Here is a 25,842-nt window from a genome sequence, read left to right as displayed (position 1 = left end):
GTGGAGCGTGATCAGGCTTGCGTGGGCGGCGTTCCGCTAGAGCGAAGCGAAACCCAACATGAAACCGTCGCGGGCTGTCACACAATTACGTAAACGTGGCGCTCGAACTCGAGTAGCTTTACGCCGTTTATGTAATCGAGAGTTGAGCAATGGATATCTTCGACCGTTTGAAGGCCGCCGCACCTGCCGACTGGAACAGCTATGTCGATCATGCATTCGTGCGCCAGATGGCCGCCGGGGCGCTGCCGCAAGCTGCGTTTCAGACGTATCTGGTTCAGGACTATCTGTTCCTGATCCAGTTCGCCCGGGCCTGGGCGCTGGCTGCCTACAAGAGCCGCACTCCGGCGGATATTCGGGCGGCGCAGGCGGGGCTGGCGGCGATCCTCGATGAGACCGACCTGCATGTGCGGTTGTGCGCGCGGTGGGGGCTTTCGCAGGAAGACATCGAGTCGGCACCGGAGCACCAGGCGACCGTGGCCTATACCCGCTTCGTGCTGGATTGCGGCGCTGCAGGAGACCTGCTGGAACTTCACGTGGCCCTGGCACCCTGCGTGATCGGCTATGCCGAGATCGGCCGCAACCTCACGCCCGACGGCGTTGCAGCGCTGGGTGATCATCCCTATCGCGAGTGGATTGGCGAGTACGCAGGCGAGGCGTATCAGGGCGTAGCCGCAGCGGCACGCAAACACCTCGATGACCTGGCGGCGCGCAGCATGACGGAGCGTCGTTTCGAGGAACTGGTAGACGTATTCGCGAAGGCGTCGCGCCTGGAAGCGGACTTCTGGCAGATGGGCTTGGCAAGCGCGCAAGCCTGATCAGAGAAATGGCAGCCGCTGGTGCGGCTGCCATCCAAGCAGTTTCAATCGCTCCGACGAACCTCCCCTCAAACCCCTGTCGCGAAATGAAAAGTGCCTGACAGCCAAAGCGAAGTCGGGACGAACCGTCGTTCCTAGGATCGAGCACCAGGCCGGGGCTGCATCACGCAGCCACCTTGCCTCTGCACACCAGTATCCCTTGGCGCCTGTCGAGGCCGGGATTCCCTGGTTCCCATAATCCGCAGCGTTGCTCGAATCAGGAATACAGATGCGCCAGAACATGCCGATCACCCAACGGGAGCGCAGCGTTCCCGATCACCAGCATCTGACTTCGGCCACCGACTGCCGTGGCATCATCACCTACTGCAATGACGAGTTCTGCGCTGTCAGCGGCTTCAGCCGCGAGCAACTGATCGGCAGCCCACACAACCTGATACGCCACCCGGACATGCCCGAACAGGTATTCAGGCAAATGTGGGACTACCTCAAGGCTGGCAAAAGCTGGATGGGCATCGTCAAGAACCGCTGCAGCAATGGCGATTTCTATTGGGTCAACGCCTATGTCACGCCGATTCTCGAGGCGGGGCAGGTGGTGGGCTACGAGTCGGTTAGAACCCGACCCGATGCCAGTCAGGTGCGCCGCGCGGAGTTGCTCTATGCACGACTGAATGGTGGGCGGGCGGCAAATTCCGTGGGGGAGCGACTGGGCGTGGCTGCGCGCTTCCTGCTGCTGCCCGTGCTCGGCGCGCTGCTGGGCGTGACCCTATACGCCAACGGGCATGCGGGGTTCGGCATCGCCAGCGTGTTGTTGCTTACCTTCGCGCAAACCCTGGCCACCCTGGGTTTCGTGAAGCGTGCCTTGTCGCGGGTGGCGCAGGCCGCGCCCAAGGCATTCGCCAGTGACTTGGTGGCGCGCACCTATACCGATGACACCGGTGCTGTGGCCAGCCTGCAGCTGGCGTTGATCAGCGAGGGGGCGCGGATTCGTTCCGCGCTTTGCCGGCTGGGCGATTTTGCTGACTTGACCGCCAGCCAGGCCTCGCAGAATGGCCAGTTGGTGCAACAGGCCGAACAGGCGCTGCAAGCGCAGCGGGTCGAAGCGGAAATGGCGGCCACTGCCATGCACGAGATGGCCACCTCGATCTCCCAGGTCTCCAGCCATGTGCAGCAGACCGCCCAGGAAGCCCAACAGGTCAGCCAGCTTTCGCTGGAGGGCTCGCGACAAGCGCAGCAGAGCCGAATAGTGGTAGAGAAACTGGCACAAACCGTGGACCAGATCAGCACATCGGTAACTGGGCTGGCCACCGAAGCCGAGTCGATCCAGCAGGCGGCGGACATGATTCGCGCCATCGCCGAACAGACCAACCTGCTGGCCTTGAATGCGGCCATCGAAGCCGCACGTGCCGGCGAGCAGGGACGTGGCTTCGCCGTGGTCGCCGATGAAGTGCGCGCCCTGGCGTCCAAGACCCAGGAGTCCACCGAGGCCATCCAGCGCATTATCGTTAACTTGCAGAATGTGGCCGGTAAGGCCGTGACGGTCGCACGGCAGGGCAGCAGTGAGGCGCGTAGCGGGGTAGAGCGGGTAATCGAGACGGAAGCCGCCCTGGATGGCATCACCACTGCGGTCGAGCGCATTCACCTGATGGCCGAGCAGATGGCCAGCGCAGCCGGGGAGCAGAGCCAGGTGGCCGAGGATATCTCGCGGCAGATCGGCACCATCTCCCAGGCTGCCGAGCACAATGCTGTCATCACCTCGCGCTCCTCCCAGTTGGGCAGCGAGTTGGCAACTACCGCGCATTCCCTGCACGCGCTGGTTGCGCGCTTCAATACCTGACGGTACGGACTGCGCATGGGCCGCTGGCACGTGCGCTGACGTAGGTTGGGTAGAGGCACGAAACCCAACGATTTGCCATCACCGTTGGGCCTCGCTTAGCTCGGACCAACCTACAGGTGAATCAGTGGACGCTGGAGCAGGCTCGGGCAATCGCCCAGGTGCAGTCTCGCCCTGCCTGGGGGATGACGCTTATTCATCCCCCAGGCAGGGCAATCTCCTAAACCGGCCTTGCCGGTCATTCAGCGTTCGACTGTCGCCAGCAAGTTGAACTTGTGTAGTAATCCTTATTGCTCCTATTGCGTTCTTTGGTAGCGGTTTTACTTCGTGCGCTTGACGCAAGTGACCTGCCATTACAATTCTTGCCGCCGCAAACCCATCGGAAATAACAATAACTATCCAGCAATGCCCTCCTGTGGCTGCGGAACAAGGAGTTCTGTGATGCTTGGTTACTACGCGCAATACAGCAAGGAATACATCACCACCCTGATGATCGTGACCACGCTGTTTTTTTTCCTGCCGATATTCGTTGCCCCGCTAGCCTGGGCAAGAGCCATGCGCTGGACCATTCCGGAGCATCAGCACCTGGCTATCTATTTCGGCCGATGCCTTGGCGCCTTTATCCTCATCGTTGAAATAACCATGTTGCGCTCTGTTACCACGGGCACCAGTTACAGCTATGCCTTCGATATTCTTTTTCTGGTGTTCACGCTGATGTTTGTCGTGCATGTATATGGCGCAATAAAACGCATCCAGCCGATCACCGAAACATTGGAGATAGGCTTTTGGATGATCCTCTTCGTGCTCAATGTCTTGTTCTATCCGGCTGCCACTATCACACTCTGATCCTTGTGGCCTGCAGGTTGCTCTACAGATTCGTAGGATGGGTAGAGCGGAGCGAAACCCATCAATCTTGTCGCGGTGGGCATCGCTCCGCTTGCTGAGCACCGCTTCACATCAGCCGATCACAATCGGCGGGCGCTGGAGCAGGTCCGGGCAATCGCCCAGATACAGCCATGCCTTGCCCTGCCAGTGCAGCACTTCGATATCCCGCTCCTGCCACTGGATCACTTCCCGGTAAGGGCCTCTGCCGTCGAAGAGTTCCTCTTCCCGCAGGCGAGGAATCACCTCGCGAGTCAGCCATTGCCGGATGCAGCGATTTTCCGGGTGGTAGTAGAGGATCAACACGGCGTAGACGCCGGACTCGCTGATCAGCAATTCCTGCTCGAAATCGCCATGGCTGTTGCGCATCCAGACGCGTTGCAGCTGGTCTTCATCCAGGTTACGCGACACCCGTTCGGGCAACGGCGCGTGGTTGATCAGCCGGGCCAGATCGCTGGCGGAAAACCAGGGCTCTTCATCCAGCAGCACCGCACGCAACTGGCGCTTGTGGCGGATGAAGGTGGCGGGCAGGAGGACTTCGACGTGCGGGGGAGGGGCGGGGTGAAACTGGGGGAACTCGGGCATATCCATTTACCTCTGCTAGGTCTCAATCAGCTTTCTTAAGGCTGTGGCGCCGGGAGTTAAGAAACCCCACCTAGAGGGCCGGACGTATTTCCCTTTCGGGTTTTGTATTAGCCCACTCCCGGCAGAACAGAGGTTTTGTGCGGGCGCGAGTATGCCGCAGGCACAAAAAAGCCGCTGAGCTTTCGGGAGCGGTCTGGCCGCTAGGTGAGTAAGCGTTTCTTAGGCGCCGGGGACAGAGGCTATGGGCGGAGCAGGGAAGCGGCAATGCAGTTGCAGCGTGGGATTTGGCTGATTGGGAGGCATGAAGTCACGTAGGGTGGATGACGCTCTATTCATCCACCAAGCAGAGTCAATCCCCTACTCACTCGCCCCAATTCCCTGCCTCGTTCTCCAATGCATTCCCCGCCCAATCCGCCGGATAAATCCCATCCCTCACCGCTCGGTGAAAACTCGAATACGGCCAATCCCGCACGCATTGCACATGACCATGTTTGACCGGATTGAAGTGGATGTAATCGAAGTGCCGCTGGTAATCGAAATCGTCACGAATCAGGTGTTCCCAATAGCGGCGCTGCCAGATTCCCCGTTCACCACGGGCGTGTTGGGGAGAGGTGCGTGATTCGGCATTCGACAAGCGTTTCGAGAAAGCGAATTTGATTGCCTTCCAACGATTCGCAAATGCCATGTCTCCGGGAGGCAGCGTCCAGAGGCAGTGCATATGTTCGGGCAGCACAACCCAGGCATCGATATGGAACGGGTGACGTTGTTTGACCGAGCGGACCACGGTGCGCAGCAGGTCTATTTCACGTACCAGTAGATTGTCGCGGCGGTCGCGCAGGTTGACGGTAAAGAAGTACGTGCCGCCCGGCATCCGTGCACGGCGGTAGTTGGACATGACTCCTCCTGAGTCTTTGGGTCTTGTGCCTTGAAGGGTGGTGGATGAAAAGAGCGTCATCCACCCTACACAAGCCTGGGCATGGGAAGCAACTAAGCAGCCGCGTGCGTTATTGTCTGAGGTTCGTCACGCCAAAAGGAATATGCACCGACGGTAAGGTAGATGCTGCGGGGTCTAGGTGTAGCCTCTGATCGTCGAAGAAAATGTGAGGGTTTAGGACTTCCAAGACTGACTTCTTTTCTACACCACCAAGAAAAAACGCTTCATTTACCGTTATGTCCCAATTGCGCATTGTATTGATAACTCTTTCGTGGGAGGGGGCATTTCTCGCTGTCACGATGCTGATATTGAGAATTGGTTGGTACGATGATTCTGAATTTTTCTTGTCCTGCTCCAATTTTTGTATTTTTGAAATTTTCTTTAAGAACTCTGCAAGAGGGCCTGGGTTGTGCGGCGTATCCACTAAGTTTATTTCGTGCTCGTGGAAGTCTGTGAGGTTCCTAGTTTCTTGATATATCGCCTCCGCCTCGTCGTCTGCTAATACTCCATCAAAGTCGAAGGCTATTCTGAGCTCTGAGTCAAGGGGGTCATCGTACGCGGAGGTCTTGAGTACCTGACCTGCAGGGTAGCCAGCAAGCATCGCCTGCCTGACATCTAGTTCGTTAGCGGACAAGAACAAACTGATCTTTAGAGCTGGAATATATGCTTGCGGCGATCTTCCTTGGAGAAAGACTGCTCTGGTCATGGGAAGGCTATTGTGCTGAATTGATTTCATCACTCTGAGCCCAGTGTCGGGGTCGTTTCGAGAAAGTAGTATGACTTCCACCGGAGGGTCGGATGGATTTAGCTGATTGAGGGATAGGAGTCTTCTAATGAAGGAAAAGGCAACGCCGTGTGGTAGTGGAACATTTTGATTCTCTCTTTGGTATTTTCTATATGCTTCTTCTCCCTTTGTTCTGAATACTTCATCAGACTCCTCTAGGTTGAACAGTGCGCTTGAGGCGAGTCCAATAACAAGTCGCTTCTCCAGATCATATGGCATGTGTTGATATTCCAATAAAAAACCCCGCACTAGGCGGGGCTTTTGTCTTTCTATCGCTACCCCGAACTTCCATTTCAGGCAAAGCGTTTATGTTTTCCTAATGTCTTGACCCGGATTCAATCCCAGCTCAGCGCGCCGCCGGTCTGGTATTCAATAACGCGAGTTTCGAAGAAGTTCTTCTCTTTTTTCAGGTCCATGATTTCGGACATCCACGGGAACGGGTTGCTGGTGCCCGGGTATTCCTCTTTCAGGCCGATCTGGGTCAGGCGGCGGTTGGCGATGAATTTGAGGTAGTCCTCCATCATCGCGGCGTTCATGCCCAGTACGCCGCGCGGCATGGTGTCGCGAGCGTATTCGATTTCCAGCTGGGTGCCCTGCAGGATCATCTGGGTGGCTTCGTCCTTCATCTGGGCATCCCACAGGTGCGGGTTCTCGATCTTGATCTGGTTGATCACGTCGATGCCGAAGTTCAGGTGCATGGACTCGTCACGCAGGATGTACTGGAACTGCTCGGCAGTGCCGGTCATCTTGTTGCGGCGGCCCATGGAGAGGATCTGGGTGAAGCCGCAGTAGAAGAAGATGCCTTCCAGAACGCAGTAGTAGGCGATCAGGTTGCGCAGGAACTGGCGGTCGGTCTCCGGGGTGCCGGTCTTGAACTCGGGGTCGGAGATCGAGCGGGTGTACTTGAGGCCCCAGGACGCTTTTTTCGCGACGCTCGGGATCTCGTGGTACATGTTGAAGATCTCGCCTTCATCCATGCCCAGCGACTCGATGCAGTACTGGTAGGCGTGGGTGTGGATCGCCTCTTCGAAGGCCTGGCGCAGGATGTACTGGCGGCACTCGGGGTTGGTGATCAGGCGGTACACGGCCAGCACCAGGTTGTTGGCAACCAGGGAGTCGGCGGTGGAGAAGAAGCCGAGGTTGCGCATCACGATGCGGCGCTCGTCTTCGGACAGACCGTCCTTGCTCTTCCACAGAGCAATGTCGGCGTTCATGTTCACTTCCTGCGGCATCCAGTGGTTGGCGCAACCATCCAGATACTTCTGCCAGGCCCAGTCGTACTTGAAGGGTACGAGCTGGTTGAGGTCGGCGCGGGCGTTGATCATCTGCTTGTCGCCAACCTGCACGCGCGCGGCGGAGCCTTCGAGGTCGTCCAGGCCTTCCTGGATGTCGAGGGCGTCCAGGGCCTTCTTGGCGCGGGCGACGGCGTCGGAGTCGTTGGCCGATACGGCGCGGGCGTCTTCAACGGAGCCGGCGGCTTCGTCGTCGAGCTTGTCGATGGTCTTGGCTGCGGCCTGGGCAACGGCGGTGGCTGCCTTGGCTTCGGTGGGGTCTTCTTTGTCGAATTCGTCCCAGCTGAGCATTGTTCCTCTCCTGGTCTGCGGACCGGTCTGTGCCGGCCTGGGTGTTTGGGTGCGTGGATGGATGCACGCGAAAGCGTTGGATCAAGGACGGGGCGGTGGATTGCCCTGGCCTGTGCACACCCGGTTTGTGGGTGGGCTTGTTGAAACTGGGTGCTGCCTTTTTACCCTCTCCCCCGGCCCCTCTCCCGCAAGCGGGAGAGGGGAGGGAAAAGCCCTCTCCCAGGGGAGAGGGGGCGGCCCGTGCGATGCCTTATTGGCAGGCTTCGCAATCCGGGTTGTCGATGGAGCACGCGCTGGGCACTGGAGCCGGTGCCGGCGCTGCAGCCGGAGCGGCTTGCAGGGTGTCGCTGCCACCTGCCGATACGGCGTTCAGCTTGCCGGTGTTGATGGTCGACTTCTCGGTGCTGGTAGCGGCCAGGGCGCGGAGGTAGTAGGTGGTTTTCAGGCCACGGTACCAAGCCATGCGGTAGGTCACGTCCAGTTTCTTGCCCGAGGCGCCGGCGATGTAGAGGTTCAGGGACTGGGCCTGATCGATCCACTTCTGACGGCGGCTGGCGGCGTCGACGATCCACTTGGTTTCGACTTCGAACGCGGTGGCGTACAGGTCTTTCAGGTCTTGCGGGATGCGCTCGATCTGCTGCACGGAACCGTCGTAGTACTTCAGGTCGTTGACCATGACCGGGTCCCACAGGCCACGAGCCTTGAGGTCGTGTACCAGGTAGGGGTTGATCACGGTGAACTCGCCGGAGAGGTTCGATTTCACGTAGAGGTTCTGGTAGGTCGGCTCGATGGACTGCGATACGCCGGTGATGTTGGCGATGGTCGCGGTCGGCGCGATGGCCATGATGTTCGAGTTACGAATACCTTTCTTGACGCGGTCGCGAACCGGGGCCCAGTCCAGGGACTCGGTCAGGTCGACGTCGATGTACTTCTGGCCACGGGCCTCGATCAGGATCTGCTGGGAGTCCAGCGGCAGGATGCCTTTGGACCACAGGGAGCCGTCGAAGGTCTCGTAGGCGCCGCGCTCGTCAGCCAGGTCACAGGAAGCCTGGATGGCGAAGTAGCTCACCGCTTCCATGGACTTGTCGGCGAACTCGATGGCCGCGTCGGAGCCGTAGGCGATGTGCTGCAGGTACAGAGCGTCCTGGAAGCCCATGATGCCGAGTCCGACCGGACGGTGCTTGAGGTTCGAGTTGCGAGCCTGCGGAACCGAGTAGTAGTTGATGTCGATAACGTTATCGAGCATGCGCACTGCGGTCTTGACGGTCTTCTCGAGCTTGGCGGTGTCCAGCTTGCCATCGACGATGTGGTTGACCAGGTTGATCGAGCCCAGGTTGCAGACCGCGATCTCGTCCTTGTTGGTGTTCAGGGTGATCTCGGTGCACAGGTTCGAGCTGTGGACCACGCCCACGTGCTGCTGCGGGCTGCGCAGGTTGCACGGGTCCTTGAAGGTCAGCCACGGGTGGCCGGTCTCGAAGAGCATCGAGAGCATCTTGCGCCACAGGTCTTTGGCCTGGATGGTCTTGAACAGCTTGATCTTGCCGTACTGGGTCAGGGCTTCGTAGTACTCGTAGCGCTCTTCGAAGGCCTTGCCGGTCAGGTCGTGCAGGTCCGGTACTTCGGACGGCGAGAACAGGGTCCACTGGCCATCGTCGAACACGCGCTTCATGAACAGGTCCGGAATCCAGTTCGCGGTGTTCATGTCGTGGGTACGGCGGCGGTCGTCACCGGTGTTCTTGCGGAGTTCGATGAACTCTTCGATGTCCAGGTGCCAGGTTTCCAGGTAGGCACAGACAGCGCCCTTGCGCTTGCCACCCTGGTTAACGGCGACGGCGGTGTCGTTCACCACTTTCAGGAACGGAACCACGCCCTGGGACTTGCCGTTGGTGCCCTTGATGTAGGAGCCCAGCGCACGGACCGGGGTCCAGTCGTTGCCCAGGCCACCGGCGAATTTCGACAGCATGGCGTTGTCGTGGATCGCGCTGTAGATGCCCGACAGGTCGTCCGGCACGGTGGTCAGGTAGCAGGACGACAGCTGCGGACGCAGGGTGCCGGCGTTGAACAGGGTCGGGGTCGACGACATGTAGTCGAAGGAGGACAGCAGGTTGTAGAACTCGATGGCGCGTTCTTCTTTCTGCTTCTCTTCGATGGCCAGGCCCATGGCCACGCGCATGAAGAAGACCTGCGGCAGTTCGAAGCGGATGCCGTCCTTGTGGATGAAGTAGCGGTCGTACAGGGTCTGCAGGCCGAGGTAGGTGAACTGCTGGTCACGCTCGTGGTTGATGGCCTTGCCCAGTTTTTCCAGGTCGAAGGTCTTCAGTTGCGGGTCGAGCAGTTCGAACTCGACGCCTTTTTCCACGTAGGCCGGCAGGGCCTTGGCGTAGAGATCGGCCATCTCGTGGTGAGTGGCGCTCTCGGCAACACCGAGGAAGCCCAGCGCTTCGGCGCGCAGGGTGTCCATCAGCAGGCGGGCGGTGACGTAGGAGTAGTTCGGCTCGCGCTCTACCAGGGTACGGGCAGTCATCACCAGGGCGGTGTTGACGTCCTTCTCGGCTACGCCGTCGTAGAGGTTCTTCAGGGTTTCACGCTCGATCAGCGAGCCGTCGACTTCGGCCAGGGCTTCGCAGGCTTCGCTGATGATGGTGTTCAGGCGACCCATGTCCAGCGGCTGCTGGCTGCCATCGGCGCGGGTGATGCGGATGCTCGGGTGCGGTTGGGCGACGTCGCTGGAGGCGCTGCGCTTGGAGCGCTCCTGGGCGCGGGACTCGCGGTAGATCACGTAGTCGCGGGCGACTTTCTGCTCGCCGGCGCGCATCAGGGCCAGTTCGACCTGGTCCTGGATTTCTTCGATGTGGATGGTGCCGCCGGAGGGCATGCGGCGCTTGAAGGTCGCGGTGACCTGTTCGGTCAGGCGGGCGACGGTTTCATGGATACGCGAAGAAGCTGCGGCAGTACCGCCTTCCACAGCGAGGAACGCCTTGGTGATGGCAACGGTGATCTTGTCGTCAGTGTACGGGACGACGGTGCCGTTGCGTTTGATCACGCGCAGCTGGCCGGGCGCAGTGGCGGCCAGATCCTGATTGGAATCTGCTGCCTGCGGCGCTGCGGCCTGCGGGTTCTCGCGAGTGGTGTCGGTCTGCATGGGGTTCTCCATGTTCTGATTTATGTAAGGGCGCCCGAGTCGCCTTCATTCCTTTTCACAACGCGATACGCACGGCGATGCGCCGGACGCGAAACGTGGAGCTACGAGGCTGAAGGACAGGACTCAAGTGCCTTCCTGGCCCTACAAGTCAAACGTCACGGTGTTAAAGCGCCGTGACAAACACAATACCTAGTGGTGGGCGCTGTTCACGCCGCACCGGCTTCCGGCCCCCAGTCACGTTCTTTGTGTCCTGGGCCGGCACCATTCGCCTGGGGCGGATGGTGGGTGAATTCCTGCAAGTTACACACCGGTGGTCAGGCCCTGAAAAAGCCTTTAGCGCTTGATTCTAATTGTGTCCGGTGGTACGCCCTCACCCCAATATGTAGGGGCTGGGCTTGATGGGGGTACAAGATAATGCGCTGTTGGGGGTATTGCAAGGCGACCCACAACATCTAGCCTGTGGATAACTTGTGGGTGATTTGTGGGTGACTGCGGAGTAACGGAAGCAAAGGCCCGGTGGCTCTAGGCTCTGCCGTTCGTCGCCGCCGAAAGGACGTTTTTCGGGGTGCGGCGGCGCTGTCGATGGCGTCGCAAGCTAACACAATATCTTGTGTTTTCGTATCTGGTTGGCATGCGCTGTGCTATCGGTCCGGCATTGATACAATGCGACCCTTTTCATGATGGTCTGGATGCTGTCTACGGGAGTGTGTGGTGGAGCAAGAAGCCTGGCGAATCCTCATAGTCGAAGACGATCAGCGTCTGGCCGATCTGACGCGCGAGTACCTGGAAGGCAACGGCCTGCAGGTGGCCATCGAGTCCGATGGCGGGCAGGCGGTGGCGCGCATTCTCAAGGAACGCCCCGATCTGGTGGTGCTGGACCTGATGCTGCCGGGCGAAGATGGCCTGTCCATCTGCCGCAAGCTGCGCGGCCAGTACGAGGGGCCGATCCTGATGCTCACCGCGCGCACCGATGACATGGACCAGATTCTCGGGTTGGAGCTCGGCGCCGACGACTACGTCTGCAAGCCGGTCCGCCCGCGTGTGCTGTTGGCGCGCATCCGTGCGCTGTTGCGGCGCACCGAGGTGGTGGCCGAAGCGCCGGTGGCGGAGAACCAACGGCGGCTGGAGTTCGGCCCGCTGGTCATCGACAACGCCATGCGCGAGGCCTGGCTCAGTGAGCGCAGCATCGAGCTGACCAGCGCCGAGTTCGACCTGCTCTGGCTGCTGGCGGTGAATGCCGGCCGCATCCTGTCCCGCGAGGAGATCTTCAACTCCCTGCGCGGCATCGAGTACGACGGCCAGGACCGCTCCATCGACGTGCGCATTTCGCGCATCCGCCCGAAGATCGGGGACGACCCCATGCACCCGCGCCTGATCAAGACAGTGCGCAGCAAGGGCTATCTATTTGTAAGAGAGGCCGCTGAAGGGCTGGTCTGAACCGCCTACGGTCACCATTTGAGCAGTTGGGCATGAATTCGATCTTCCTGCGTATCTATGGCGGCATGCTGGTGACGCTGGTGCTGGTGGCGCTTCTCGGCGCGTTCACCATTCACCAGGTCAACGAGGTGCGCTCCGACCAGTACCGCGAGAGCCTCGCTCGCGGCACCTTCCGCCTGATGGCGGACAATCTCCAACCCATGAACGAAGTGGAGCGCCGCCGCGCGGTAGTGCTCTGGGGGCGCCTGCTGGGCATTCCCCTGAAACTGGAATCCATGGACGCCTCGAAGCTGGACAGCAGCGCACGCAGCCGTCTGGTGCGTGGCCAGGTGCTGGTTGAGCAGACCGGTCCGCATGCCGCGCGGGTTTATGGCCTCATCAGCATGAGCGAACGCCTGTTGCTTACCGGCGAGGTGGAGCAGATCAGCGAGCAGTTGGCGCGGGCCACCGTCTATCTATTGATGGATGAGCTGGTGCGCTTCCCGGTGAACGAGCAACCCCAGCGTCTGGCGTCGCTCAAGGAGAACAAGCAGTTCGGCTTCGACCTGCGTCTGATCCCGTTGAGGAGCGCCGATCTCGACATCGACCAGCGCCGCCGGGTGGATGAGGGCGATACGGTGATGGCTCTGGGCAAGGATGGCGACTCCATCCGTGTATTCGCCGGGATGGTGGACACGCCCTGGGTGCTGGAGATGGGGCCGCTGCACCAGATGAACCCTTATCCACCGCAGATGCTGGTGCTGATCGGCTTGCTTGGCCTGACCTTGATCGGTCTGACCGTCTACTTCCTGGTGCGGCAGCTGGAACATCGCCTGATGGGCCTGGAAAGCGCCGCCACCGACATCGCCCAGGGCAAGCTGGATGCGCGGGTGCCGGCCAGGGGCGCGGACTCCGTAGGGCGTCTGGCGGCGGCGTTCAACGGCATGGCCGAGCAGCTGCAGCGCCTGTTGATGCTGCAGCGGGAGCTGATCCGCGCCGTATCCCATGAACTGCGCACCCCGGTGGCGCGGCTGCGCTTCGGTCTGGAAATGATCGCCGACGCCGAAAGCGAGGGTGCCCGGCGCAAGTACATGGATGGCATGGACAGCGACATCCAGGAGCTGGACAAGCTGGTGGACGAGATGCTGACTTACGCGCGCCTGGAACAGGGCTCGCCGGCCCTGCATTTCCAGCGCGTGGACCTGGATGCCTTGTTCGACCAGGTGATCGCCGAGCTTTCCCATCTGCGCGCCAATGTTCGCATCGAGCGCGGCCTGTGTCTGAACGTCGGCACTGACGGTGCCTGGGTCGAGGCTGAACCGCGTTACCTGCATCGCGCCCTGCAGAATCTGGTGAGCAACGCCATGCGCCATGCCGAGTCGCGGGTTCAGCTGAATTACCAGATCGGCCACAAGCGTTGCCGCATCGATGTCGAGGACGATGGCCCCGGCGTGCCGGAAAGTCAGTGGGAAAAGATCTTCAAACCCTTCATGCGCCTGGATGACAGCCGCACCCGCGCCTCTGGCGGTCATGGGCTGGGGCTATCCATCGTGCGGCGCATCATCTATTGGCACGCCGGTCGCGCGCAGATCAGTCGCAGCGAAACGCTGGGTGGCGCGCGCTTCAGCCTGGTGTGGCCACGGCGGCAGAGCGAGGCGGAGACGCTGTAGGTTCTGCTTCGCTTCTCTGTGGGGGCGAATTCATTCGCGATTGAAATCGCTCCCACAAGGGCAGGCGAACCGCCGGTGTGATTCCGATATCGCTGTGCATTGCGCCCCGTTGGCTGGGTACTTGTGGGGATGGTCTGTCTTGCAGAGTTCGGGACAGCTGCGCTGTCCTCAGCGAATGAATTCGCCCCCACAGGAGTTCCCAGCGGATTCAATTCGTAGGATGGGTCGGGCGGCGCTCCGCGAGCGGAGCGATACCCATCAATGCCTTGTGGGAGCGAGTTTATTAGCGATTGAAATCGCCCCCACAGGTATTTCCACCAGTTTCAGGCGGCGACTGCCACCAAGCTCAGCAACCGCCCCTGGAAGTCGCAATGCCAGCCTTCCAGCTCACTCCCGGTCTTCCACTCCGCCGATAGGTCGATCAGCAACCTCAGACGCGCTCGGGCGTCATCGCAATCCAGCAGCTCCGCATCGTGGAAGTAGAAGCGCTTCTGCACGATGGGGTAGAGGGCCTTGAACAGGCTTTCCTTGATGGAGAAGGTCAGGGTGATGCGCCGGGCCTGCTGGTCGGGCGTGAGACCGTCCATTCGTTGCAGTTCGGCAGGGGTGAGGATTTCTTCCGCGAGGCGCAGGGCGCGTTCGGCGGACATGGGTTCTTCCAGGTCAAGGCCGAGGCCGCGCCATTGCTTGCCATGGGCGACCAGGGCGGTGGCCAGGCCGTGGCTGTGACTGATGGAACCGGTGATACCAACCGGCCAGACCGGTGCACGGTCTTCCCCGAGGGCGGGCACATCGGCGCGGCAGGTCAGGGCGAGGAGGGCCGCGCGGGCGCAGAGGCGGCCGGCGAGGAATTCCGTCTGCCGCTTGGCCACCGAGCGCTGGATATTGGCCGGTGCGGCAATGGCACTGCGTGGAAAGTCGTCGGCGCCGAGCAGGGCCGGGTCGAAGCGGCAGGAACGCATGACCACGCCCGGCAGGGCCTCAGGAAAGGGCCAGCTGGCGTCGAAAGGGCTGCAACAAGCGGGGTGGTTCGAAGTCATGGCGGCATTCTGCCCGGCGTCGTCAGAATCGGCCAGCGGAGCAGCCGTTTACATATGTTTGCAAATGGCAAACAAAGCGAAACGGAAGCCATGCCCCGGTTTTTGCCAGACTAGCCGGGCGTTTCTTCTGGAACGCAGGTGAGGTTGTAGTCTGGAAGCCTGGCAGTGCCGGTTCCGGACATTTTCTCTGAATTGAGTGCGGGAGCCCGGATGGGCTCCCGTTTTTTTTGCCTGCGATTCAGGGGAGGGCAGGCTGAACGTGTCTTAGGGCGGTGTAAGAGGTTTCGTTCAGCTCAGGTTCAAGAAGGGTTCAGGAGCGGTTCAGTGGTCGATGGGCAATCTAGCTCCGAGTTCAGCAACTACTCGATCACTCGAAGAGGATTCACATCATGAACCGTACCTTCAGCCGTATCGCCCTCGCATCCGCCCTGGCCCTTGCCGCCGCCGGCGCCCAGGCCGCGGACAACTTCGTCGGCCTGACCTGGGGTCAGACCAACAACAATATCCAGAAGTCCGATTCGCTGAACGCGAACCTGAACAACCCCGAACTGGACAAGGTCATCCACAAGACCGGCACCTGGGGTGTACGTGCCGGCCAGCAGACTGACGGCGGCCGCTACTACATGACCTACGAGAACTTCTCCGACAGCGATAGCGGCTACAAGCTGCGTCAGCAGAACCTGCTCGGCAGCTACGACGTATTTGTGCCGGTGGGCGACTACAACACCAAGCTGTTCGGCGGCGCGACCCTCGGCCTGGTCAAGCTGGAGCAGGAAAGCAAGGCCATGAGCCGCGACAGCAACATCAACTACGCTGCTGGCCTGCAGGCCGGTATTCTCCAGGACCTGAGCAAGAACGCGTCGATCGAGGCCGGCTACCGTTACCTGCGTACCAACGTCAGCACCGACATGGGCGAACACGGAGGTCCGCGCCTGGGCTCCCTGGACCTGCACAGCAGCGGCCAGGCTTACCTGGGCGCCAACTACAAGTTCTGATGCGTTCCATGTAACAGGCCGGGCAATTGCCCGGCCGCCTCTTTGAAAGGGAGAACGGCCCATGAAACTGCTGGTTGTGGAAGACGAGGCGTTGCTGCGCCATCACCTCTACACCCGCCTCGGCGAGCAGGGACACGTCGTGGATGCAGTGCCCGACGCCGAGGAAGCGCTTTATCGTGCTGCGGAGTACAACCATGACCTGGCCGTGGTCGATCTCGGGCTTCCTGGCATGAGCGGGCTGGACCTGATCCGCCAACTGCGCAGCCAGGGCAAGAGTTTCCCCATCCTCATTCTTACCGCCCGTGGCAATTGGCAGGACAAGGTCGAGGGGCTGGCCGCCGGGGCCGACGACTATGTGGTCAAGCCGTTCCAGTTCGAGGAACTGGAGGCGCGGCTGAATGCGCTGTTGCGGCGCTCTTCGGGGTTCGTCCAATCGACGATAGAGGCGGGCCCGCTGCTGCTGGACCTGAACCGCAAGCAGGCACAGCTGGAGGGCGAGCCGGTGGCGCTCACCGCTTACGAGTACCGCATCCTCGAATACCTCATGCGGCATCACCAGCAAGTGGTGGCCAAGGAGCGGCTGATGGAGCAGCTGTATCCGAATGACGAAGAGCGCGATCCCAACGTGATCGAAGTGCTGGTGGGGCGCCTGCGCCGCAAGTTGGAGGGCGGCAGCGGATTCAAGCCGATCGACACCGTGCGCGGTCAGGGTTACCTGTTCACCGAGCGCTGCCGATGACCCAGGGATGGCGACGCTTCTTCCGCCCCATGGGGTGGTCCCTGCGTCTGCGGCTGATGCTCGGTGCCGCGGCGATGGCGGTGCTGTTCATGCTGGCGCTGCTGCCGGCGCTGCGCGGGGCCTTCGTGATCGCCCTCGACCAGTCCATCGAACAGCGCCTGGCGGCCGATGCCAGTGCGCTGATCGCCGCGGCCCGGGTGGAAAACGGTCAGCTGGAGATGCCCGACAAGCTGCCGAACGAGGAGTTCGACAACCTGGAAGCCAGCCAGTTGGGCTACATCTACGACAGCGAAGGCGTCCTGGTCTGGCAGTCGCTGTCTTCACGGGACGAGCAGGTGACCTACCGGCCCCGTTACGACGGCCAGGGCCACGAGTTTCTCCGGGTCGCCGATGCCAGGGGGCGCGAGTTCTTCGTCTACGACGTGGAGGTGGACCTGTTGCGCGGACAACGGGCCGCCTACAGCGTCGTCACCATGCAGCCGGTGAGCGACTACCAGTCCATGTACGACGGCTTCCTCCAGCAGCTCTATCTCTGGCTGGGGGGCGCGTTGCTGGTGCTGCTCGCGCTGCTCTGGTTCGGCCTGACCTGGGGCTTTCGCAGCCTGCGCGGCCTCAGTGCCGAGCTGGACCAGGTGGAATCCGGCAGCCGTGACAGCCTGAGTGACGAACACCCCCGCGAACTGCTGCGCCTGACCAAATCACTCAACCGCCTGCTGGACAGCGAGCGCCGCCAGCGCGAGCGCTATCGCAATTCACTGGACGACCTTGCCCACAGCTTGAAGACACCGCTCTCCGTGCTGCAGGGCGTCAGCGAGAACATCGCCGCCAAGCCCGATGACCGCCAGCAGGCGCGGGTGCTGCAGAGCCAGATCGAGCGCATGAGCCAGCAGATCAGCTATCAGTTGCAACGAGCGTCACTGCGCAAGAGTGGCCTGGTACGCCATCGCGTGCACCTGGCGCCCTTGCTGGACACCCTCTGCGATGCCCTGGACAAGGTTTATCGAGAGAAGCGCGTGCGGGTGGAGCGGGATTTCGACAAGGACCTGATGATCCCCATGGAGCAGGGCGCCTTGCTGGAAATGCTCGGCAATCTGCTGGAGAACGCCTTCCGCCTGTGCCTGGGGGAGATCAGGGTCAGCGCCCACGTGCGTGACGGACACTGCGAACTCAGGGTGGAAGACGATGGCCCCGGCGTACCGGAAGACCAGCGAGATCGAATCCTCAAGCGCGGCGAACGCCTGGATGCCCAGCACCCGGGGCAGGGCATCGGTACGGCGGTGGTCAAGGACATCATCGAGAGCTACGACGGCGAGCTGTTCCTGGAAGAGTCCGCGCTGGGCGGGGCGGAGTTCAGGATTCGGTTTCCGTTGTTGTAAATGCGGTCCGATTTCCTTGTGGGGGCGAATTTATTCGCGATGGGCAGCGCAGCTGCCCCATGGGGTTGCAGGGCAGTGCCGTAGGATGGGTGGAGCGGAGCGATACCCATGCGGACAAGGCTGATGGGTATCGCAAGCTCCACCCATCCTACGTCGCTGCCAGTTGCCCAAGCGTTTTCGGCTCACGCCTCTTGCGCCCGGTACGCCCCTGGCGTCAGCCCCGTCCACTTCTTGAACGCACGATGGAATGCCGAGGGTTCGGAGAAGCCGAGCTGCTCGGCGATGTCCTGGATCGAGAGTTCATCCCGGCCGAGGTGGTAGATGGCCAGGTCGCGGCGCAGGTGGTCCTTCAGTTCCTGGAAACTCGAACCTTCTTCCCTCAGATGCCGGCGCAGGGTCTGCGGACTGATGTGCAGGTGCTGGGCGACTGCTTCCAGGTCCGGCCAGGTGCGGCAGTCGCGGCCGAGCAGGCGGCGGATCTGGCTGGTCAGGCTGTCGCCGCCGTCGGGGCGAGCGAGCAGGTCGGCCGGGGAGTGTTCGAGGAAGTGCTTGAGGGTGCGTTCGTCCTGCAGCAGCGGCATGGCCAGGTAGCGCGAATGAAAACGCAGGCTGATACGTGGCGTCTCGAAGTGGCGGCTGGTAGGGAAGAGCAGTTCGTACTCGGTGGCGTGGGCCGGCTTGGCGTAGCTGAAAGTGGCTTCCTCCAGCCGGATGCGTTGGCCGATCAGCCAGCTGCCCAGCCGATGCCAGATGACCAGCAGGCTTTCCACCAGGAAGTGGTCCGGGTCGCGGAGCAACGTGTCGTCCACTGTCAGGACGGCGAAGTCGCCTTCCCGTTCCAGCTGGATTCGCGGCGAATCGGGGAACAGTCCATAGAAAAGCGTGCCCCTGACCAGGGCCTTTTCCAGGCTGCGGCAATGGATGATGGCGTGGCACATCATGGCGAAGGTGCCGCGCTTGCTGGGTTGCCGGCCAAAACCCATGTACTCGTCGTCGAGCGCTTCCCAGAGCACCTGCATCAGCCGCGCGAACTGCTCGGGCGCCACTCGCGCCCGTGGTTCGTCCAGCACGGCGGGCTGGATACCCGCGGCACGCAGCAAGGAGGTGCAGTCCACGCCATGGCGCAGGGCGCCGCCCAGGGCGGCCCGGACGAAATGGCTTGCGATGGTGCGCTCACGCATGAGGCTGATCCGTGGTCGGGGAGGCCGATGTTAGGGCGCGGCTGGAGGCGGCCACAAGGGCGCAGGTGGCGGAAATCCCCCTGGGGTCCTGGCGGAAATCCGCCCGATGGGCGCATGGGATAAGATTGGGCGTATATATAAGTTATTGAAATATAAGGATTTATTAAAATTCAAAGACTTGGCACAGCGGCTGCTATGGAGACAGTGCCGTCCATTCGACTGGACCGCACAACAACAAAAGTCTCCCAGACAGGGAGATCCGTCGATCACAGTGACGCCAGGCCTTACGGAACAGGTCGGGATCACTTGAAAGGAACACTGCCATGTCCCGCCAACCGTTCTACAAGAGCCTGTACGTCCAGGTCATCGTCGCCATCGCCATCGGCATCCTGCTGGGGCACTTCTATCCGGAGACGGGCGTTGCGCTCAAACCTCTGGGTGACGGCTTCGTCAAACTGATCAAGATGGCCATCGCGCCCATCATCTTCTGCACCGTGGTCAGCGGCATCGCCGGCATGCAGGACATGAAGGCAGTGGGCAAGACCGGCGGCTACGCGCTGCTGTATTTCGAAATCGTTTCTACTGTTGCCCTGCTCATCGGCCTGGTAGTGGTCAACATCGTCCAGCCTGGCGTCGGCATGCACGTCGATCCGTCCACCCTGGACACCAAGGGCATTGCCGCCTTCGCCGCTGCCGGCGAACAGCAGAGCACCATTGCCTTCCTGCTCAACGTCATCCCCAGCACCATCGTCGGCGCCTTCGCCTCGGGCGACATCCTGCAGGTACTGTTCTTCTCCGTGATCTTCGCCTTCGCCCTGCAGCGCATGGGTGACCACGGCAAGCCGGTACTGGAGTTCATCGACCGCATCGCCCAGGTCATGTTCGGCATCATCAACATGATCATGAAGGTCGCCCCCATCGGTGCCTTCGGTGCCATGGCCTTCACCATCGGCCAGTACGGCGTGGGTTCTCTGGTGCAGCTCGGCCAACTGATGCTGTGCTTCTACATCACCTGCGTGTTCTTCATCCTGGTGGTCCTGGGCGGCATCGCCCGTGCCCACGGCTTCAGCGTCCTGCGCTTCATCAAGTACATCCGCGAAGAACTGCTGATCGTGCTCGGCACCTCGTCGTCCGAGTCGGCCCTGCCGCGCATGCTGAACAAGATGGAAAAACTGGGTGCCAAGAAGTCCGTGGTCGGCCTGGTAATCCCCACTGGCTACTCCTTCAACCTGGACGGCACCTCCATCTACCTGACCATGGCGGCGGTGTTCATCGCCCAGGCCACTGACACCCCCATGGACCTCACCCACCAACTGACCCTGCTGGCCGTGCTGCTGATCGCCTCCAAGGGCGCCGCCGGTGTCACCGGTTCCGGTTTCATCGTGCTGGCTGCCACCCTGTCCGCCGTTGGCCACCTGCCGGTTGCCGGCCTGGCACTGATCCTCGGCATCGACCGCTTCATGTCCGAAGCCCGCGCCCTGACCAACCTGATCGGCAACGGCGTTGCCACCATCGTGGTCGCCAAGTGGTGCAAACAACTGGACGAAGACACCCTGCAGCGCGAGCTGGCTTCCGGCGGCAAGTCCGAAGCTCCAGCCGCTCCGCAGACCGCTGCCTGATCGACGACTGCTACAGCGTTCTCCTCCCTGTGAGGAGACTTTCTCAAGCCCGGCCCCCGTAGCCGGGCTTTTTTTTGGTTCTTCACGGATTCTTTTATGTAGGAGCGAGCTTGCTCGCGAAATGCCGTGCTCGGACTGTTCGCGAGCAAGCTCGCTCCTACAAGGGTTCGTCGTGCGCCGGCAACCTGGCCGAATGGGTCAATTCGCACTGAGCGCTTGCGTCATTGAGGGTGCCGGGCGCTGGCGCCTAACCTGCGGCACGACTTCGGCCCAGGGAGGCAACCCCATGCAGCGCATTCATTTCGAGACCGAACACAATCTGTTTCGCGAGGCTTTCCGTGCCTTCCTGCAGAAGGAAGTGGTTCCGCATCAGGACGAGTGGGAAGCGGCCGGCGTGGTCGACCGCAGCGTGTGGAAGAAAGCGGGGGAGATGGGCTTCCTGCTGCCCTGGGTGGATGAGGAATACGGCGGTTCCGGTCTCAAGGACTTCCGCTACGAGCAGATCATGTGCGAGGAGCTGGCCTACATCAACGAGCCGGGCTTCATGATTCCGCTGCATTCGGCCCTCTGCGGCCCCTACATCGCCGAGTACGGCAACGCCGAGCAGAAGGCGCGTTTCCTGCCGGGCATCGTCCGTGGCGAAAGCATCCTCGCGGTGGCCATGACCGAACCCTCCGCCGGTTCCGACCTGGCCGGCATGCGCACCACGGCGGTGGACAAGGGCGACCACTTCCTGCTCAACGGTTCCAAGGTGTTCATCTCCAACGGCCTGCTGGCGGACGTGGTGATCGTCGCCGCCAAGACCGACCCTTCGAACAAGCACGCCATGGGCCTGTTCCTGGTGGAGCGGGGCATGGAAGGTTTCGAGCGAGGTCGCAACCTGAAGAAACTGGGCATGAAGAGCCAGGACACCGCCGAGCTGTTCTTCAATAACGTCAAGGTGCCGAAGGAAAACCTGCTGGGCGATGCCAAGGGTGGCTTCTTCTACCTGATGAACATGCTCGCCCAGGAGCGTCTGACCAACGCCTGCGGTGCAGTGGCCGGCGCTGAGGCCGCGCTGCTCACCACCATCGACTACGTGAAGGAGCGCAAGGCCTTCGACCGACCGGTGGCGCACTTCCAGAACACCCGTTTCAAGCTTGCCGAGATGCGAACCCAGATCGACGTCGCCCAGGTGTTTACGGACCGCTGCGTGATGGACCACAACCAGAAAAAGCTCACCCCCGAAGTAGCGGCCGAGGCCAAGCTGTTCACCACCGAGCTGCTGTGCAAGGTGGTGGACGAGGGTGTGCAGCTGCATGGCGGCTGGGGCTACATGTGGGAGTACCCGATCTGCAAGATGTACGCGAACGCGCGCATCCAGCGCATCTTCGCCGGCACCTCGGAAATCATGAAAGAGATCATCAGCCGCGGGATGAAGCTCTGAGGCGGAGACGTGGTGCGCGCGGCGCACCCTACCTGTGGGTGCGCCGTGCGTACCTTCGACTGACTCACGCGAGGCAAACGTCATGACTCATGCGCAAGGCGCCATCGATGCCTGGGCCCAGCTTGCTACTGGTCGAACTCGCGAGCTGATACCCGAGGCGGTGAGGCTGTTTGAGAAATCCGGGACCACCGCCCTGCTCGACAAGGGACTGAGTCCCGAGGAAACCGTGGCCGAGATGGATCGCGCCGGCATCGACAAGCTGATGGTCAGCGCCTGGTGCCGGCCCGAGCGCTGGGTCAGCACCAACGACGAAGTGGCCGAATACACCCGTGCCTTCCCTGACCGTTTCGTCGGCGTGGCTGCGGTGGACATGAGCAAGCCCATGGCTGCCCTGCGCGAGCTGGACAGGGCGGTGAACGAACTGGGCTTCAAGGCGCTTCGGGTGGTGCCCTGGCTGTGGAAGCTGCCGCCCAACCACCGGCTCTACTACCCGCTCTATGCGAAGTGCATCGAACTGGATATCCCGTTCTGCACCCAGGTCGGCCACACCGGTCCGCTGATGCCTTCGGAAACCGGCCGGCCCGTGCCCTACCTGGATGAAGTGGCGCTGGACTTCCCCGAGCTGCGCATCGTCGCCGGGCACATTGGCCACCCCTGGACCGAGGAAATGATCGGCGTCGCCTGGAAGCACGACAACATCTATATCGATACCTCCGCCTACCTGCCGCGGTACTACCCGCAGGCCCTGGTCCACTACATGAAGACCTACGGCCAGGACAAGGTGCTGTTCGGCAGCAACTTCCCGCAGTTGTCGCTTTCGAGCTGCATGGCGCAAGTGGATGAGATGGAGCTGCCGGAGGCCGTGAAGGAAAAATTCCTGCACGCCAACGCACGAAAGGTATTCAGGCTCTAGAGTGACGGGGCCATCGGGCCGCGAGCCGATAACAACAATAAGAGGGGCGAAGGATGAGTGAAGCACTGCCGTTGCAACGTTTCACCCATTGGGTGGCGACCACGCCGGACCGCGTCTGGCTGCGCCAGCCGGTGGCGCGGACCTGGCATCCCATTACCTGGCGCGAAGCGGACGACCGCGCCCGACGACTGGCCAGCGCACTGCGCGCGTTGGGCTGCGAGCCGGGCGACCGGGTGGCGATCCTGGCGAAGAACTGCGCCGAGTGGATTCTGAGCGACATGGCGATCATGCTCGCCGGGCTGGTCAGCGTGCCGCTCTACCCGCTGCAATCGGCCGAGAGCATCGAGTATGTGCTGCGCCATTCCGCTTGCAAGGTAATCATTCTCGGCAAGCTGGATGATGCCGAGCGGATGGAACCGGGCATTCCCAGTGAAGTTGTGCGTGTTGCCATGCCCTATCCGACCCTGCGTGCCGACCATGCCTGGGGTGAGCTGTTGGCGCGCCACGAGCCTATGCGCGAAATCCATGAACAGCGCCCGGACGAGTTGCTCAGCATCCTCTATACCTCCGGCACCACCGGCCAGCCCAAGGGCGTAATGCAGACGGCCCGGGCGTTCGCCTTCGCCTCCAGCCGATCGGTGAGGGAGATGGGCTTGGGGCCGGACGACCAGTTCTTCTCCTACCTGCCGCTTTCCCATGCCGCCGAACGCTTCCTGGTGCAAACCAACAGCCTCTATTGCGGTGGTGAAATCGCCTTCGTCGAATCCCTGGAAACCTTCGCTGAGGACTTGCGCCAGGTGCGGCCCACCCAGTTCTTCTCGGTGCCGCGCCTGTGGACGCGCTTCCAGCAGGGCGTGCTGGAGCGGTTGCCGCAGGGACGACTCGATCGTCTGCTGGCCATTCCGCTGTTGGGCTCTCTGGTGGCCTGGAAGATCCGTCGCGGCCTGGGACTTGACCGCGCGCGGGTGCTGGTGAGCGGTGCCGCGCCCATTCCGGTGGCGCTGCTGGAATGGTACCGGCGCATCGGCCTGACCATCTGCGAGGGTTACGGCATGACCGAGAATTTCGCCTACGGCAACTTCAACCGGCCGGGACAGGTGCGCTTCGGCACCGTGGGCCGTGTGATGCCGGACAATGACCTGCGCATCGCCGAAGACGGCGAAATCCTCTACCGCAGCCCGTCGCTCATGACCGGCTACTACCTGGAACCGGACAAGAGCGCGGAAACCCTGCGCGATGGCTGGTTGCACACCGGCGACAAGGGACAGGTCGACGACGACGGCTACCTGCGCATCACCGGCCGGGTGAAGGACATCTTCAAGACCAGCAAGGGCAAGTACGTGGCGCCGGCCCCCATCGAGGGCGAGATCGCGAAGAATCTCTGGGTCGAGCAGGTGTGCCTGATGGGCAGCGGCCTGGACCAGCCGCTGGCACTGATCGAGCTGAGCCCGGCAGCGCGCGAGCAGGCGCGTGCCCAGGTGGAGGCGGACCTGCTGGTTACCCTCGAACAACTCAACGTCAGGCTGCAGCCCCATGAACGCATCAGCCACTTGCTGCTGGTGCGCGAGCCCTGGACGGTGGATAACGGCTGCATGACCCCAACCATGAAGATTCGCCGTAACGTGCTGGAAGCCCGTTACGCCCCGGCGGTCGACCGTCTCGATGCGCGTCAGTCGCTGCATTGGGAATGACCGCCAGAACACACGCATCAGGAGTTGCCATGAAAGGCCCGCTGTCTTCGCTGAAAGTCCTCGATTTCTCCACCCTGTTGCCGGGGCCGTTCGCCTCGTTGCTGCTCGCTGACATGGGCGCCGACGTGCTGCGGGTGGAGTCGCCCACGCGCATGGATCTGGTGCGCGTGCTGCCGCCCCACGACGGTGGCCAGTCCACCAGCCATGCCTACCTCAATCGCAACAAGCGCAGCATCGCCCTGGACCTGAAACAGCCGGACGCGGTGGAGCTGGTCCGGCAGCTGGTGCAGGAGTACGACATCGTCCTGGAACAATTCCGGCCCGGCGTCATGGAGCGGCTGGGCTTGGGCTATGAAGCGCTGAAGGCGATCAACCCTAAGCTGATCTACGTCTCCATTACCGGCTATGGCCAGACCGGCCCGTATCGCGACCGTGCTGGACACGACATTAATTACCTGGCCCTGGCCGGCATCGCCAGCTATACCGGACGCCGCGACAGCGGGCCGCTGCCCTTGGGCGTGCAGTTGGCGGATATCGGCGGTGGCTCCCTGCACGGGGTGATGGGACTGCTGGCGGCGGTGATCCATCGCCAGGCGACAGGGGAGGGGCAGCATGTGGACGTCAGCATGACCGACTGCGCCTTTGCCTTGCACGGTATGGCCGGCGCCGGATATCTCGGTGCGGGTGTGGAGCCGGACATGGAAAACCAGGCCCTGAACGGTGGCAGCTTCTACGACTACTACCGCACCCGCGACGGCCGCTGGTTCTCGGTAGGCAGCCTGGAACCACAGTTCATGCAGCAGTTCTGCGCCGCCATCGGCCATCCCGAGCTGGCAGTTCGGGGACTGTCACCGAAGCCGGCGGACCAGCAGGAGCTGAAGCGCGCCATCGAAGTCGAGTTCGAAAAGCGCGACTTCGCCGAATGGCTTGAAGTGTTCGCCGCTTTGGATGCTTGTGTGGAGCCGATGCTGCCGCTGTCCGAGGCGGTGGATCATCCACAGATCAAGGCCCGCGACCTGGTGGTGGAGGTGCCGCGCGATGGTCTGCCGCCGCAGAAGCAGATCGCCTGCCCGATCAAGTTCTCCGCCGGCCTGCCCGCGCCGCGCCACGTCGGTGGGCCGGTGGGTTCCCATACGGCGGATGTACTGGCCGAACTGGGCTTGAGCGCCGAACAGATCGAGGCACTGAAGACGGCGAAGGTGGTGGGGTAGGGGGGCTCG

20 protein-coding genes are annotated in these 25,842 nt (G+C 61.8%); 13 read left to right on the top strand and 7 right to left on the bottom strand.

The window, feature by feature from the left end:
• Positions 1–149 precede the first annotated feature (149 nt).
• The 3 genes from tenA (at position 150) to DM872_RS00230 (ending at position 3,492) form a co-directional block, all read left to right on the top strand.
• Entirely contained in the window at positions 150–815 is a 666-nt protein-coding gene (gene tenA / locus DM872_RS00240; RefSeq protein WP_179057575.1) for a thiaminase II, read from the top strand.
• 268 nt (positions 816–1,083) lie between these two features.
• Positions 1,084–2,649 carry a methyl-accepting chemotaxis protein gene (locus tag DM872_RS00235; protein ID WP_179057574.1) on the top strand — a complete coding sequence of 522 codons (1,566 nt, stop codon included), beginning with the start codon at positions 1,084–1,086 and terminating at the stop codon, positions 2,647–2,649.
• Between the two features lie 438 nt (positions 2,650–3,087).
• The gene (locus DM872_RS00230; RefSeq protein WP_179057573.1) at positions 3,088–3,492 is read left to right on the top strand and encodes a hypothetical protein; all 405 of its coding nucleotides are present in this window, start codon (positions 3,088–3,090) and stop codon (positions 3,490–3,492) included.
• Between the two features lie 111 nt (positions 3,493–3,603).
• On the opposite strand, the gene DM872_RS00225 is transcribed toward DM872_RS00230, so the two are convergent.
• From DM872_RS00225 to DM872_RS00205, 5 genes are all read right to left on the bottom strand, one after another.
• A complete protein-coding gene (locus DM872_RS00225) occupies positions 3,604–4,113 on the bottom strand; it encodes a BRO-N domain-containing protein (RefSeq protein ID WP_256873257.1) in 510 nt (169 codons plus the stop codon).
• A gap of 361 nt (positions 4,114–4,474) precedes the next feature.
• Positions 4,475–5,008, bottom strand: coding sequence for an REP-associated tyrosine transposase (locus tag DM872_RS00220; RefSeq protein WP_179057571.1), 534 nt, complete (start codon positions 5,006–5,008; stop codon positions 4,475–4,477).
• A gap of 109 nt (positions 5,009–5,117) precedes the next feature.
• Positions 5,118–6,050, bottom strand: a complete 933-nt coding sequence (locus DM872_RS00215; RefSeq protein ID WP_179057570.1) for a 5'-nucleotidase — start codon at positions 6,048–6,050, stop codon at positions 5,118–5,120.
• A 116-nt stretch (positions 6,051–6,166) separates the two neighbouring features.
• Positions 6,167–7,414 carry a ribonucleotide-diphosphate reductase subunit beta gene (locus DM872_RS00210; protein ID WP_077525522.1) on the bottom strand — a complete coding sequence of 416 codons (1,248 nt, stop codon included), beginning with the start codon at positions 7,412–7,414 and terminating at the stop codon, positions 6,167–6,169.
• A 250-nt stretch (positions 7,415–7,664) separates the two neighbouring features.
• Complete coding sequence (locus DM872_RS00205; RefSeq protein WP_179057569.1) at positions 7,665–10,556, bottom strand: ribonucleoside-diphosphate reductase subunit alpha; 2,892 nt, start codon at positions 10,554–10,556, stop codon at positions 7,665–7,667.
• 711 nt (positions 10,557–11,267) lie between these two features.
• On the opposite strand from DM872_RS00205, the gene DM872_RS00200 reads away from it, so the two are divergent.
• A complete protein-coding gene (locus DM872_RS00200; RefSeq protein WP_179057568.1) occupies positions 11,268–11,993 on the top strand; it encodes a response regulator in 726 nt (241 codons plus the stop codon).
• Positions 11,994–12,025: 32 nt separating this feature from the next.
• Positions 12,026–13,642 carry an ATP-binding protein gene (locus DM872_RS00195; RefSeq protein ID WP_179057567.1) on the top strand — a complete coding sequence of 539 codons (1,617 nt, stop codon included), beginning with the start codon at positions 12,026–12,028 and terminating at the stop codon, positions 13,640–13,642.
• Between the two features lie 323 nt (positions 13,643–13,965).
• Here the strand turns inward: DM872_RS00195 and DM872_RS00190 are convergent, their stop codons facing one another.
• Complete coding sequence (locus tag DM872_RS00190; RefSeq protein WP_179057566.1) at positions 13,966–14,682, bottom strand: 4'-phosphopantetheinyl transferase family protein; 717 nt, start codon at positions 14,680–14,682, stop codon at positions 13,966–13,968.
• A gap of 389 nt (positions 14,683–15,071) precedes the next feature.
• Here DM872_RS00190 and DM872_RS00185 point away from each other — a divergent pair, with 389 nt between their 5' ends.
• From DM872_RS00185 to DM872_RS00175, 3 genes are all read left to right on the top strand, one after another.
• The gene (locus DM872_RS00185) at positions 15,072–15,677 is read left to right on the top strand and encodes an outer membrane beta-barrel protein (RefSeq protein WP_179057565.1); all 606 of its coding nucleotides are present in this window, start codon (positions 15,072–15,074) and stop codon (positions 15,675–15,677) included.
• A gap of 61 nt (positions 15,678–15,738) precedes the next feature.
• Positions 15,739–16,416 (top strand): response regulator, encoded by a 678-nt coding sequence (locus DM872_RS00180; RefSeq protein ID WP_179057564.1) that lies wholly within the window; start codon positions 15,739–15,741, stop codon positions 16,414–16,416.
• Positions 16,413–17,792, top strand: a complete 1,380-nt coding sequence (locus DM872_RS00175) for an ATP-binding protein (RefSeq protein ID WP_373273667.1) — start codon at positions 16,413–16,415, stop codon at positions 17,790–17,792. Before DM872_RS00180 ends, DM872_RS00175 begins: the two co-directional genes overlap by 4 nt.
• A 182-nt stretch (positions 17,793–17,974) precedes the next feature.
• On the opposite strand, the gene DM872_RS00170 is transcribed toward DM872_RS00175, so the two are convergent.
• Positions 17,975–18,973, bottom strand: coding sequence for an AraC family transcriptional regulator (locus tag DM872_RS00170; protein ID WP_179057563.1), 999 nt, complete (start codon positions 18,971–18,973; stop codon positions 17,975–17,977).
• A 323-nt stretch (positions 18,974–19,296) separates the two neighbouring features.
• On the opposite strand from DM872_RS00170, the gene DM872_RS00165 reads away from it, so the two are divergent.
• The 5 genes from DM872_RS00165 (at position 19,297) to DM872_RS00145 (ending at position 25,833) form a co-directional block, all read left to right on the top strand.
• On the top strand, positions 19,297–20,592 hold the full coding sequence (locus DM872_RS00165) for a dicarboxylate/amino acid:cation symporter (RefSeq protein ID WP_179057562.1): 1,296 nt from the start codon (positions 19,297–19,299) through the stop codon (positions 20,590–20,592).
• Between the two features lie 286 nt (positions 20,593–20,878).
• Positions 20,879–22,018, top strand: a complete 1,140-nt coding sequence (locus DM872_RS00160; RefSeq protein ID WP_179057561.1) for an acyl-CoA dehydrogenase family protein — start codon at positions 20,879–20,881, stop codon at positions 22,016–22,018.
• A gap of 82 nt (positions 22,019–22,100) precedes the next feature.
• Positions 22,101–22,931, top strand: coding sequence for an amidohydrolase family protein (locus tag DM872_RS00155; RefSeq protein WP_179057560.1), 831 nt, complete (start codon positions 22,101–22,103; stop codon positions 22,929–22,931).
• A gap of 53 nt (positions 22,932–22,984) precedes the next feature.
• Positions 22,985–24,622, top strand: a complete 1,638-nt coding sequence (locus DM872_RS00150; RefSeq protein ID WP_179057559.1) for an AMP-binding protein — start codon at positions 22,985–22,987, stop codon at positions 24,620–24,622.
• A gap of 29 nt (positions 24,623–24,651) precedes the next feature.
• Entirely contained in the window at positions 24,652–25,833 is a 1,182-nt protein-coding gene (locus DM872_RS00145) for a CaiB/BaiF CoA transferase family protein (protein ID WP_179057558.1), read from the top strand.
• Positions 25,834–25,842 lie beyond the last annotated feature (9 nt).

The organism is Pseudomonas taiwanensis (genome assembly GCF_013393345.1).
Taxonomy (GTDB): Bacteria; Pseudomonadota; Gammaproteobacteria; order Pseudomonadales; family Pseudomonadaceae; genus Metapseudomonas; species Metapseudomonas resinovorans_C.
The sequence above is the reverse complement of the archived record's forward strand: the minus strand, read 5'-3'. Positions and strand labels throughout refer to the sequence as shown.

What these genes read in the sequence shown, in the direction of transcription:
- tenA (WP_179057575.1), top strand. Translation starts at nt 150, where the DNA reads ATGGATATCTTCGACCGTTTGAAGGCCGCCGCACCTGCCGACTGGAAC.
- DM872_RS00235 (WP_179057574.1), top strand. Translation starts at nt 1,084, where the DNA reads ATGCGCCAGAACATGCCGATCACCCAACGGGAGCGCAGCGTTCCCGAT.
- DM872_RS00230 (WP_179057573.1), top strand. Translation starts at nt 3,088, where the DNA reads ATGCTTGGTTACTACGCGCAATACAGCAAGGAATACATCACCACCCTG.
- DM872_RS00225 (WP_256873257.1), bottom strand. Translation starts at nt 4,113, where the DNA reads ATGCCCGAGTTCCCCCAGTTTCACCCCGCCCCTCCCCCGCACGTCGAA.
- DM872_RS00220 (WP_179057571.1), bottom strand. Translation starts at nt 5,008, where the DNA reads ATGTCCAACTACCGCCGTGCACGGATGCCGGGCGGCACGTACTTCTTT.
- DM872_RS00215 (WP_179057570.1), bottom strand. Translation starts at nt 6,050, where the DNA reads ATGCCATATGATCTGGAGAAGCGACTTGTTATTGGACTCGCCTCAAGC.
- DM872_RS00210 (WP_077525522.1), bottom strand. Translation starts at nt 7,414, where the DNA reads ATGCTCAGCTGGGACGAATTCGACAAAGAAGACCCCACCGAAGCCAAG.
- DM872_RS00205 (WP_179057569.1), bottom strand. Translation starts at nt 10,556, where the DNA reads ATGCAGACCGACACCACTCGCGAGAACCCGCAGGCCGCAGCGCCGCAG.
- DM872_RS00195 (WP_179057567.1), top strand. Translation starts at nt 12,026, where the DNA reads ATGAATTCGATCTTCCTGCGTATCTATGGCGGCATGCTGGTGACGCTG.
- DM872_RS00190 (WP_179057566.1), bottom strand. Translation starts at nt 14,682, where the DNA reads ATGACTTCGAACCACCCCGCTTGTTGCAGCCCTTTCGACGCCAGCTGG.
- DM872_RS00185 (WP_179057565.1), top strand. Translation starts at nt 15,072, where the DNA reads ATGAACCGTACCTTCAGCCGTATCGCCCTCGCATCCGCCCTGGCCCTT.
- DM872_RS00180 (WP_179057564.1), top strand. Translation starts at nt 15,739, where the DNA reads ATGAAACTGCTGGTTGTGGAAGACGAGGCGTTGCTGCGCCATCACCTC.
- DM872_RS00175 (WP_373273667.1), top strand. Translation starts at nt 16,413, where the DNA reads ATGACCCAGGGATGGCGACGCTTCTTCCGCCCCATGGGGTGGTCCCTG.
- DM872_RS00170 (WP_179057563.1), bottom strand. Translation starts at nt 18,973, where the DNA reads ATGCGTGAGCGCACCATCGCAAGCCATTTCGTCCGGGCCGCCCTGGGC.
- DM872_RS00165 (WP_179057562.1), top strand. Translation starts at nt 19,297, where the DNA reads ATGTCCCGCCAACCGTTCTACAAGAGCCTGTACGTCCAGGTCATCGTC.
- DM872_RS00160 (WP_179057561.1), top strand. Translation starts at nt 20,879, where the DNA reads ATGCAGCGCATTCATTTCGAGACCGAACACAATCTGTTTCGCGAGGCT.
- DM872_RS00155 (WP_179057560.1), top strand. Translation starts at nt 22,101, where the DNA reads ATGACTCATGCGCAAGGCGCCATCGATGCCTGGGCCCAGCTTGCTACT.
- DM872_RS00150 (WP_179057559.1), top strand. Translation starts at nt 22,985, where the DNA reads ATGAGTGAAGCACTGCCGTTGCAACGTTTCACCCATTGGGTGGCGACC.
- DM872_RS00145 (WP_179057558.1), top strand. Translation starts at nt 24,652, where the DNA reads ATGAAAGGCCCGCTGTCTTCGCTGAAAGTCCTCGATTTCTCCACCCTG.